The 11,688-nt window shown below is 36.3% G+C and carries 11 protein-coding genes; 4 read left to right on the plus strand and 7 right to left on the minus strand.

Features of this window, described 5'->3' with window-relative positions:
• The 6 genes from Megvenef_RS03780 to ubiE form a co-directional block, all read right to left on the minus strand.
• Nucleotides 1-328: transposase (locus tag Megvenef_RS03780; protein WP_322776028.1), on the minus strand; the 328-nt coding region annotated here is incomplete at its 3' end.
• 255 nt (nt 329-583) lie between these two features.
• Nucleotides 584-1,468, minus strand: a complete 885-nt coding sequence (locus tag Megvenef_RS03785) for a hypothetical protein (RefSeq protein WP_322776662.1) — start codon at nt 1,466-1,468, stop codon at nt 584-586.
• 155 nt (nt 1,469-1,623) lie between these two features.
• Nucleotides 1,624-2,778, minus strand: coding sequence for a radical SAM family heme chaperone HemW (gene hemW, locus Megvenef_RS03790; RefSeq protein ID WP_322776669.1), 1,155 nt, complete (start codon nt 2,776-2,778; stop codon nt 1,624-1,626).
• Between the two features lie 117 nt (nt 2,779-2,895).
• Nucleotides 2,896-3,678, minus strand: coding sequence for an exodeoxyribonuclease III (gene xth, locus Megvenef_RS03795; RefSeq protein ID WP_322776670.1), 783 nt, complete (start codon nt 3,676-3,678; stop codon nt 2,896-2,898).
• Nucleotides 3,679-3,921: 243 nt separating this feature from the next.
• A complete protein-coding gene (ubiB, locus tag Megvenef_RS03800; RefSeq protein ID WP_322776663.1) occupies nt 3,922-5,304 on the minus strand; it encodes a 2-polyprenylphenol 6-hydroxylase in 1,383 nt (460 codons plus the stop codon).
• Nucleotides 5,305-5,306: 2 nt separating this feature from the next.
• Complete coding sequence (gene ubiE / locus Megvenef_RS03805) at nt 5,307-6,062, minus strand: bifunctional demethylmenaquinone methyltransferase/2-methoxy-6-polyprenyl-1,4-benzoquinol methylase UbiE (protein WP_322776664.1); 756 nt, start codon at nt 6,060-6,062, stop codon at nt 5,307-5,309.
• Nucleotides 6,063-6,141: 79 nt separating this feature from the next.
• Here ubiE and mutM point away from each other — a divergent pair, with 79 nt between their 5' ends.
• The 4 genes from mutM (at nt 6,142) to Megvenef_RS03825 (ending at nt 9,779) form a co-directional block, all read left to right on the plus strand.
• Complete coding sequence (gene mutM / locus Megvenef_RS03810) at nt 6,142-6,984, plus strand: bifunctional DNA-formamidopyrimidine glycosylase/DNA-(apurinic or apyrimidinic site) lyase (RefSeq protein WP_322776665.1); 843 nt, start codon at nt 6,142-6,144, stop codon at nt 6,982-6,984.
• 2 nt (nt 6,985-6,986) lie between these two features.
• The gene (gene xth, locus Megvenef_RS03815) at nt 6,987-7,778 is read left to right on the plus strand and encodes an exodeoxyribonuclease III (protein ID WP_322776671.1); all 792 of its coding nucleotides are present in this window, start codon (nt 6,987-6,989) and stop codon (nt 7,776-7,778) included.
• 207 nt (nt 7,779-7,985) lie between these two features.
• Entirely contained in the window at nt 7,986-8,540 is a 555-nt protein-coding gene (locus tag Megvenef_RS03820; protein WP_322776666.1) for a cell cycle transcriptional regulator TrcR, read from the plus strand.
• A 603-nt stretch (nt 8,541-9,143) separates the two neighbouring features.
• On the plus strand, nt 9,144-9,779 hold the full coding sequence (locus Megvenef_RS03825; protein ID WP_322776667.1) for a hypothetical protein: 636 nt from the start codon (nt 9,144-9,146) through the stop codon (nt 9,777-9,779).
• A gap of 662 nt (nt 9,780-10,441) precedes the next feature.
• Here Megvenef_RS03825 and Megvenef_RS03830 read toward each other — a convergent pair.
• On the minus strand, nt 10,442-11,688 hold a 1,247-nt coding region (locus Megvenef_RS03830), incomplete at its 5' end, for a hypothetical protein (RefSeq protein ID WP_322776668.1).

An 11,688-nucleotide genomic window follows, 5' to 3' on the forward strand; every position in this document is an offset into this window, starting at 1 on the left:
CTTCAGACACATCAAGATCTTGCTGCAAATATTCATAACCACAAAAATATTGCCAATAAATATTTTCCTTTAGCTCTTCCTCCGTAAACGAATCAGAACCGTTGTACATAGCTTGAAGCATTGATAGTGCTAGCATTACTCTATGATCTTTCTTATTTCTACCAAATTGCTTGATTTCAATGTTAGGCAATGCTCTGGCTTCAAGTTCAGACCAATTTACTAAATCCCTTAGTTTATATAACTTGTTTTTAGGATTTAGTTTTGTAGATAATTTCTCTTCAAATAACCTTTCTTGTTTTTGGAGAAAAGTAATATTTTCTATAGGCATAATTTTAAAATCCGTAAGCTTTATGCGGTAATTATACCATTTTCTTATGGATTTTGTAAGCTGTTTATGACATGAAACCCCTTGTTAATTCAGGCGGGGAGAGTTTTGACGGAGGGACTTTTTAGTGCGCTTAGATGGCGCAGACTCATTACTTAAGACTTCTGTTTTAGAGGCCAGTACAATCCAATTAAAAGATTATTTCACATTTATGATTAAAAACGAATAATTCTAATTTTTAGATTATAGCTTTGTAGATTAATATTCAGTATATGTATATTCTCCAACCAACTCAACTATACCTTCAGGTAATGGTGTATTCTCATATACTTCATGTTTTATATGAGAATTCTCTCTGTGCTCAAGATAACATTTTGATATAATTCTTGTCTGAACCAGTGCATTCTGCATTACATCCTGAGCTAATAATCTTTGTGGCATTGCATGTGTAGAAATAAGTGTTGCTGCGTTGTCAGAAAATAAAGAAGCTAATTCATCAACATTATTGTTGCCATTACCAACTATATCTACCTTACCACCATTATTTACTATTGCAGCTATTTGAACAGCAGTTGAACCTTCAAAGCCGCCACTAGCTGCTAAAGCGGCGTTTGCAAAAGGTGCTACACTAGCCAACAAATTTTTTAATGTAGGGCTTAAGGCAAATATTGCATTTCCAAATTGAACAGATGTCATAATATTACCACTACCACCATCATCAGTAACAGCTTTGAAAAATAAATTTGCGTTCTTTAAAACGTCAGTTTTATAGGATTTCGCTTGATGATAATATGTAGTTACACTAATTGGATCTTCTTGCGACTTAATCCATTTATTAAGAGCAGTAGTAACAGAAGATCTAAATAATTTACCATTACTTAACCAATCGGCAAATATGTACTGACCATCAAAATCTGCTGTAGTTATTAATAAACTAGCTTCATCTTTTGCATTATTTAAGTCTTTCTGCAGTACTGCTAGCCTATCTATAGACAACGGGCCAGCACTACCGATAGTCTTTAAACCATCTTGCAATGGTAGTGCTATATTACTTAAATGCTTAGTTGCAGTTGTAAAAAAATTTATACCGTATTCTAGCTTTTCTAAATACCCTAGCTTTTGTGGACCTTGTGCTTTAGCCATAATTTTTTCTTAGTTTTGTTGTTAAAATTTAATAAGAATTAGTTATCAGCTTAATGTATATTAATATTATTGTCAAGTAGATTGTAAATCTTTTATACTTTTCAGAACAGAGTCAAAATGGCACGTGTTTTGTTTCCAAAAATGGCATTAATAGATTACGTAAGCATTCTGGGAACAATATAACTGTGTAACAATAATCCTTTTGGAGTTAAGTTTAGCCGGCCATGCCCTATGGTTACAAAATTCTGCTGCTTTAATTGTTCTACAACTTCAAGGTTCAAGACCTGTGAAAAGCCCACTTTGGTAATTCCTTGAAACTTTTTTTCACTTACCCCTTCTTCTAAACGGGTACCCATCATCATAATTTCTTCTATAATTTCTGTTTTTGAAAGAAGATTGTGTGTTTGGATACCGTGGCCAAATTCTTTGACTTTATCAAGCCAAGTTTGCGGTTTGTGAGCCGTCATTAATGCTATTATATTATCTTTATCATGTAACCTGCTGTGGGCACCTGGGCCAATACCTATATATTCATCATAATTCCAGTAGCATAAATTATGTAAGCACTCGTGCCCACTTATTGCGTAGTTTGAAATTTCGTAGCGTTTATATTGATTTTTCTGCAAATATTCATTTGTCCATTCATACATATCGGCAGCCTCATCATTTGAGGGTAGGGTCAGTTTCTTGTCTTTATAAAGCTTAAAAAAGGGTGTGCCTTTTTCTATGGTTAATTGATATAAAGAAATATGCCCTCCGGCGAATTTTAGAGCCTCTTTTAGCTCTTCTTGCCAGGTCTTTAAACTCTGATTTTCAGTAGCATATATTAAGTCAAACGAATATTTGTCAAATAAATTTGCTGCAGATTTAATTGCATCTAACGCATTCTGTGCTGAGTGTTTTCTGCCAAGAGATTCAAGTCTTTGATTTCTTAGAGACTGAACGCCAATTGAGACTCGGTTTATCCCAGCTGCTTTAAATTCTTTGAACTTTTCTAACTCATATGAAGTTGGATTTGCCTCAAGTGTAATTTCAGTGTGTTTATCAACTAAAGCGATATCTGAAATCGCAGAAATTATTCCCAGAACTGTTTTTGGTTCCATAAGAGAAGGAGTGCCCCCACCAAAGAAAATTGATTTTACTGGCCGTGTGGCAATTCTATCTGCAAAATAAGACAGCTCTTTTTTATAGGCTTCTAACCAAGTATTATGATTTATGGAATCTGATACATGAGAGTTAAAATCGCAGTATGGGCACAATGATAAGCAAAATGGCCAATGAATATATATCGAGACTGGTTTTGGTATCATAGAGCAACCTTGTTTGTTAGAAGTATATCCGTCATGCCTGTCTTGACGTAAGTATCTTCTTTCGTTGGCTGAGATCCTGAAAAATAAATTCAGGATCTCAGTGTTTGGTTTCATAATTTATGCTATATTGGCTATATAAGGTACGTGATCTGAAGGTCTATCCCAATCTCTTGCTTCTTTATATAAGACAATGTTCTGTAATCTAGATTCAAGTGGTTTTGACACCCAAATATGATCTAATTTTCTTCCGCGATTTGATTTTTTCCAATCACGGTTTCTATAACTCCACCAGCTGTAAAATTTTTGACTTGGGTCAACAAATTTTCTAGCCGTATCAACAAAATCAAACGAATTTTGTAATTTAATTAAAGCGGTTCTCTCAAATGGCGTATGACTTACGACATTTGATAGTTGTTTTGATGACCAAACGTCATGTTCAAGAGGAGCGATATTTAGGTCTCCCACTAAAATTAGGTTGTCACTCTTAAGGCGGTTAGAAGCAAACCATTGCTCCATTGCTTCTACATATGCTAGCTTATGTTTATATTTAGGGTTGATCAGAGTATCTGGTTCATCACCTCCGGCTGGAACATAGAAGTTATGTAATTCAAAGTCATGAATTTTTGCACAAATATGTCTTTTGTCACTATTATAAAACTCTAGAGAGAAACTGTCGGAGATTTCATATTTCGATAATATCGCAACGCCGTTATATGATTTTTCTCCTGAATATACTATGTGGTTAAAACCCATATCTTTTAATGCTTCGATAGGGAAGTGCGCATCTTGCACTTTTGTTTCTTGTAAACAAACAATGTCTGGTGCTTGTGCGTTAAATAGTTTTTGTAGCAAGTCAAGGCGAAGGCGAACAGAGTTAATATTCCAGGTAGCAATAATCATATATAGTTTCTTAACTTGAAGTAGAGACGGCCAATTTAGCGAATCTCGGCTGTGCTCACCTAGCAATCTAGGCTGCGTAGCCTCGCTCTAAAATTAACTGTCCCTACTATCAAGTTAATTTACTATAGTAATTCACTTTAAATTATGTGCGTTGTTGTTTGTAGCTCTCTTATTGTTGTATATAGGCTTTGCTTCTTGCGCCCTAGTACTTAATCCAAATTAAACCACTATACAATAACTCTATTACACCAATTTATTAAGTATTTTTTTGATCATACGCAATAACTTAGCTTCGGGCGAGAGGTTTTTTGCTGCCCATTTTTTAATCCAAGGCTCTGCCAATAGCCACATGTTGATATCCTCATCAAGGCTTTGGCCAATTCCTTCCACGACCACCATTGTTTTTTGTAGTAATAGCAATTGTGGCTGTGTTTCCATGCCGTATTCTTCTGTCACCTTGAATAATTGAGCGAGAAGATTTCCTATCGAAATATTTTTTATAGCTATGCCAATAATTGGTTCAGCAACAGCTCTGCAGCTTTGAGCGAAATATTCTAGGTTAGTGTCTTTTGGAATATAGCCTACTCGTTGATGTACTTCTGCCACTAATTTGTAATCTCGTTTTAGGAAAGCATAAAGTATTTCTGCAATAGCAAGCCGATCATCTTCTGCGAGGATACCAATAATACCAAAATCAACTAATGCTACTTTCCCATTAGGACATACTAGAATATTTCCTGGGTGCAAGTCAGCATGAAAAAAACCGTCTCTATAAGCCTGATTAAAGAATATCACAGCAATTTTAGCTGCAATATCTTTTGGATCAAAGCCTAGTTTTTTAATAGCTTCTCTGTCATAAATTGAAACGCCATCAATCCATTCTAAGGTTATTATATCATCGTGGGTTAAATTCCAGTAAATTCGTGGAATGTGTAGAGATGAATCATTGGCAAAATTGTCAAGGATTCTAGAAGCTGCAGCTGCTTCAGAGCGAAGATTAAGCTCTAAATTCATTGATTGCCTAAACACAGACATAACTTCTTTGGGTCTTAATCTTTTTGCTTTTTTAAGAAAGCGAGTAATTACTTCGGCACCATATTCTAAAAAAGCAATATCCTCTTCATACTTTTGTGCAATATTAGGTCTCAAGATTTTTACGGCAACTATTTCGCCTGATTTTAGCTTCGCTTTATGTACCTGTGCAATTGAAGCAGCAGCAACAGGAGTATCATCAAACGAATCAAATAGATCAGAGAGTTTTTGACCAAATCTTTCTTCAATCCTTGCTTTAACGATTCTGTAGCTAAATGGAGGGAGTTTATCTTGTAAATACTTCAAGCTATCTGCTACTTCTGTTCCGATTAAGTCTGGTCTTGTAGATAAAGTTTGACCAAATTTAATGTATATGGGACCAAGAGATTGGAATAATCCTGCCAAACGCTGACCAAAATTTAGGTTAGATTTAGTAAATAAGCCAATTGGGTATAAAATAATACTAAAAAATCTACCTAAGACTTTTAATGAGAAGGGAAGTTCAAAATGACCAGAGTCAGTCAAGACCCTATACTTACTTAAAATATATAATAGATGTATTACCTTAGGAATATATCTTATGAATTTTATCATAATTAAGATTTAAAACCATGATGAATCGCAGCCACGCCAAATGTTAGATTTTTATAACTTACATCGGAAAAACCAGCAGTTTGAATCATGGTTTTAAAATCCTCCTGATCTGGAAATAAACTAATACTTTCTGCTAAATATTTATAAGCTCCCTGATTTTTAGTAACAAAATTTCCAATTGTTGGAATCAGATTGAAGGAATATAAATCATATAAAGGGCGCATAATGTCATGCTGAACCTTGGAAAATTCTAAGCAAAGAAACTTGCCAGTAGGTTTTAAGACTCGATAAGCTTCTCTAAGAGTTTTTTCGATTGACAGCATATTTCTAATACCAAATGCAACTGTATAATAGTCAAAGCTATTATCTTGGAAAGGAAGTTTTTCTGCGTCACCCACGATTATATCAAGTTTTTTTAAAATATTTTTGTCTATTGCTTTGTCCCTACACACTTTAAGCATTTCTTGGTTTATATCACAAACTATAATATGAGGATCTTTATTTTGTTTTTTTGCGTTAGTCTTAATTCGGAAGGCAATATCTCCAGTACCTCCAGCTACATCTAATATCGTCCCAGCCAAATTTGGAATCAGGCTACAGAATTCATCCTTCCAAAGACGATGTACACCAAAGCTCATTAGATCATTCATTAGGTCATATTTATTAGCTATATCAGAAAATACTTCATCAACCAGAAACCTTTTTTGGTTTGATGTTACTTTCTCAAAGCCAAAATTTTTATCATCTTTCTCATCCATAAGCTTGACCTATATTTTATACCGCTATATTTTGCAAAACTAACACCCTTAAAATATTATATCAATGAATTAGCTTCAAATGCCAGAATTAGCAGAAATAGAAACATTAAAGCTATACCTAGCTGAGCACATAATAGGTGACAAAATAACTAATTATACTCAAAGAAGGAACAAGCTTCGGTATGAACTAACAAAGGATTTGGCGAGCTATCTTATAAACGCAACAATTATAGATATAACTCGAAGAGCTAAGTATTTGAATATTTACCTTAATAATGATTATGTGCTTACATATCACCTTGGAATGAGTGGGAGAATTACCATTCAACTGGAGAATTATCAGTTGCAAAAACATGATCATATAATTATTGGGCTTCAGAGCGGTAAGCAGCTGGTGTTTAATGATGCAAGAAGATTTGGTATGGTTTACATTAGTCCTAGTAACCAGGTAAGTGATCAACATTATTTAAAAACACTGGGAGCTGAGCCACTCGAAGAAGAATTTGATACAGAATATCTTCTTAAAAAACTATTGAGTAAAAAAATAGCAATAAAACTAGCTCTTATGGATAACAAGATTGTTGTTGGAGTAGGTAATATATACGCTGCAGAAAGCCTATTTATGGCTAAAATTAATCCTCTAAGGCCTTCAAACACTCTAACAAGAGAAGAAGTCTATACTCTAGTTAGTTCTATAAAACAGGTTCTGGAGAAAGCTATAAAAGCAGGTGGAACAACATTAAGAGACTTTGTTGGTGTGGACGGCAAGCCAGGATATTTCAAACAAGAGCTAAATGTTTATGGCAGAATAGGCTTGCCATGTTATATTTGTGGCCATAAGATAGAAAAAATAAAGCAGTCAGGAAGATCAACCTTCTTCTGCCCGGATTGTCAAAATGGTAGCCAAAAAGATTTATTATGAGCTTGAAAATTGTTACTTGGAACGTTAATTCAATTAAAATGAGGTTACAACATTTGCTTGAATTTATTGAATCAAATGACCCAGACATTATTTGTCTGCAAGAGCTTAAATGTGAAACAGATAAATTTCCGTCTGATGAGTTGAGCCATCTTCCCTATAATCTCTACATACACGGACAAAAAACCTATAATGGTGTAGCTATCTTGTCTAAAATTCCAGCAGATGAGATTAAAAACAATTTTGATAAAAATCCAATTCCTGACCAAGCAAGGTTTATTGAGTGCTCATTTTTAACGTCTATTGGGTACATTAGAGTGATATCCTTATACGCACCAAATGGAGGAGAGGTTGGGAGCGATAAATTTATTAATAAGCTAAAGTTTTATGATGCCTTTACGGACTATATTCAGTCAGCTAAATCCTTTGAGGAACAGTTATTCATCGGCTCTGATTTTAATATTGCTCCTTATGATATAGATGTTTACAATCCTGCTAAACTCCAAGATACAACTTGCTTTACTTATGAGGAGCAAAAAAAACTAAGAACAATATTAAACTCAGGATTTGTTGATAACTTTCGGATATTGCACCCAACTAAAAACGAGTTTTCCTGGTGGGATTATCGCGCCGGTGCATTGGAACAAAACATGGGGATGCGTATTGATTCCATAATTTCCACTAGTAATGCAGTTGCTCATTTAGTTGACTGTAAGATCGATTACCACACCAGAACAAAAGATAAACCATCAGATCACGCTCCTGTAATTGCTGAGTATCATAACATTTCCCAGTAAAATGATCCAAACGAATTTCGTGAGTTTTGCTTGTGTTCTCGTATAAGCATACGCGGTGCAAGCTCGCTCTAAAATTCATTAGTCTGATTTAAACTGGGAAAGGGTATTATTAAAATGGAATTTGATATAAGAATGTTTGACTTTGATATATAAAGAGGGTATTTTTCGTGGTAACTGGATTTCTTAAATATAAGGATAAATTTGAGCATGAGTAAGAAGCAACAATACCCTTTAATGCCTAAAGCAACTGCAGTTTGGTTAGTGGAAAATACCGCGCTAACTTTTAAACAGATTGCAGATTTTTGTGGTGTTCACGAGCTTGAAGTAAAAGGAATTGCTGATGGTGAGGTTGCTGTCGGAGTTATGGGTATTGATCCAGTAACAACGGGGCAGCTAGATAAACATGAGCTTGAGCGTTGTGCGCAGGACGCAAAAGCTATACTTAAGCTCAAAACTAGCTCTGCTTATGATTCCGCTAAGAGTTCCAAAAAGACAGCTAAATATACTCCAATAGCAAGACGTCAGGATAAACCGGATGCAATCTATTGGTTATTGAAAAATTATCCAGAGGTGAAAGACTCTGATATAATAAAATTGATAGGCACCACCAAATCTACTGTTGCAGCTCTCCGTGATCGCACTCATTGGAACATGACAAATATTCGTCAACGTGACCCGGTATTGCTTGGGATTTGTAGTCAAATTGACCTTGATAGAGTTGTTGAAAAAGCAAAATTAGAAAGCGCAGCAGCTTCTAAGTAAAACAAAATAAGCTTCAACACCAGAACTAATTAGTATTTTACCCCCTTATTAATATCCATACATGTCATCCTGAACCTGTTGGGCTTCGTATGCTTTTCGCCTAGGGGCTTAATGCTACGTGGTAAAGTTACCCTGGACTCGACCTCCTTTTATTGCCTGAGATAACCCGGGTTAAGCCCGGTATGACATCCCTCACAGTCATCCTGAACTTGTTTCAGGATCTCTTTTTCATTGCCTAAGATACCGGAACAAGCCCGGTATGACCATGTAGTATTCTTTCATCCTGAACTTGTTTCAGGATCTTCTTTCATTGTCTGAGATATCGAATCGAGGCTGGTATGATAGTATATAAGCAATAAATGTAGTCATCCTGAACTTGTTTCAGGATCTACTCTCCAATGTCTGAGATACCACGTCAAGTCCAGTATGATTCTCCCTATAATACCAGTGGGATTTAATATAGTTGAAAATTTTAGAACACACAGATTTTTCTAACATTGGGTTTTTTCATGAGTTTTCTTTTTAGTTCTTTCTTAGGTATGCTAGCATCACCAGTGATACTTTAAATTTATACTATTTCAACTTGAATTAAGGAGATAAGTTATGAAGAAACAATTTGATGCTATTCAAGTATCTATAATGGATACGGCCTCAAAAGAAATGGCAAAGATGGGACAAAATCTGATTGATGGTCTGGAAGGATTGGGCTTGAATCAAGCTCAACAAAAAGCCGTAGCAGTCCAAATTGGGGAAGCGGTTGATGGGGTTGAGCTACTTGTGGGTAGTAAAGCAAAGCAAGCGTTTGGATTAATTAAAGATAAGATTGATAAGAACCTTGATGAAATCGGTATTATTCCAAAAGAATTAAGAAAACAAATTGGCAATGTGTGTAAAAGTTCAGTTGATAAATTGGATAAATTAGTAAGTGATGCAATAGGCCAAGCTAGTAAATCATCTAAAGAGGTGTCTGGTGCTATTCTTGACCAAGGTCTAAAAGCCCTTAAAAGCACGTTTGAAATTATAGGGGCTTGGCTTAAAGGAGAAAAGACAACGGCGCAAGCGGTGACAGGAATAAAGGGCGCTTGGAAAGAGGCTGGTCAAGTGGTATCAAAGTCTTTCAATGAAGCTAAAAAATCCTTTGTTGACAAAGTGGGTGGGAAAAAGGCTGAGCCGAAAGAGAAAACTCATACTGATAGAGTCGCTGAGAAAACTGAAGCGTCAATTTCCAAATCTAGATAAAAGTCATACCGGATGAAGTCCGGTATGACCCTGTAGTATTCTATCATCCTGAACTTGTTTCAGGATCTCTTTTCCATTGCCCGAGTACCGGAGCAAGTCCGGTATGACCCTGTAGTATTCTATCATCCTGAACTTGTTTCAGCATCTTCTCTATTGTCTGAGATACCGCGTTAAGCCCGGGATGAAATACCTTCACCGTCATCCTGAACTTGTTTCAGGATCTCTTTTCCATTGTCTGAGATACCGGATCAAGTCCGGTATGACGTACGCTGCTGTCTAAGATACCGGGTCAAGCCCGGGATGATTAATATCTTCACCGTCATCCTGAACTTGTTTCAGGATCTTCTTTCATTGTTTGAGATACCGAATAAGTCTGGTATGACGTATGCCGCTGTCTGAGATACCGGATCAAGTCCGGTATGACGTACGCTGCTGTCTCTAAGATACCGGGTCAAGTCCGGGATGATTAATATCCTCACCGTCATGCTGAACTTGATTCAGCATCTTCTTCTATTGCCTAAGATACCGGATCAAGTCCGGTATGACGTATGCCGTTGCCTGAGCTGCCGGATCAAGTATGGGATACTACTAAGTAATCCATAGAAAAAGGCCGAGACAAAAGTCCCGACCTTTTTAATTACAACCAATAAATTGCCTAAAACTTATCTAGCCAAAGCATCAATTAGTCTTTGAGCAGCTTCTGGAATCTTATTAGCAGCTTGCAGCGAAGTGATCGATGCAACCATAGTTCTAATAGTTTCAGAATATTGCTGAGCAGTTAATACATAATCTGTTTTTAGGTATGAATCTGCTGCTTTCTGAGTCACATTTGTTGTTGCTCTGAGCGCGTCAGCTGCTTCAACAACGTTACTTTTTTGATTTGAAACAGCTGCTTGTTCAGCACGCACTGAGTTCAAAGCGTTTTGGAATACATCTTGTGCAAGCACACGATTAGCAACGTTTCCTACAACAGAAATGTTAGTTGCAGCGTCGTCGGCTAAAATAGCTGTTATTTCTGCCAAAGAGTTAGCATCACCATGCAGAGCTACAAAATCTCCAGCAACACCAGCAGCAAAACCACGAACGTTTACACCACCATTAGCATTAATAAAAGCCTTTCCAACTGGAGCCATTTGATCTAGCAATGCTTTTTGTGAATCAGATAAAGCTAGAATATAGTTGCCGAACTGTGCAGCAGTCATAGCAACACCAGAACCACTACCACCAGCAGCAGTTAGAGCTGCATGGAATAGATTCACATTGTTATCAATATCTACTTGCATTTCTGTGGCTGCATTAGCAGTAACATAATATGTTGTTCCAAGGCCAGCAGCATTAGCAGTACCAATATTAGCTTTAACTGCATTATTCAATGCTGTTGTAATAGAAGACCTGAACAAAGCACCACCACTAAGGTCATTAACTTTGATTCCTAGTTTATCAGTTACATTCAAACCAACCTGAACTTGGATGTCTTTAGCATCACCTTTAAGCAAGCCTTTACCATCAAAGTCAGCAGTGTTGATCAAAAGTGCTACCTGAGCTCTTTTATCGCCTAAGTTTTTCTGAAGCACAGCAAGTTTATCCGCAGATAATGGGCCAGCACTACCGATAGTTTTTAAACCATCTTGCAATGATGAAGCGATTGTTTTTAAATATTCATCTGTAATTGTTAATAGGTTGATACTGTATGCAGTATTCTTAGCTACTGCACCAAGAACGACTTCGCCGTCTCTTAGTGAGTTTCCAAGGAATGCATCAACAACTTCTACGAACACATCGTTACCAGTTGTCAAGCTTGCACCAAGGCCACTTGCTTTGCTTCCAGCTGCATCTACTTCTCTTGATACTAAACCTGTTAGGTCATTTCCTAGTGTTAAAGGCATTTTATTTCTCCATTTTTGTTTTT

Source organism: Candidatus Megaera venefica, from assembly GCF_034554655.1.
Classification (GTDB): Bacteria; Pseudomonadota; Alphaproteobacteria; order Rickettsiales; family Rickettsiaceae; genus Megaera_A; species Megaera_A venefica.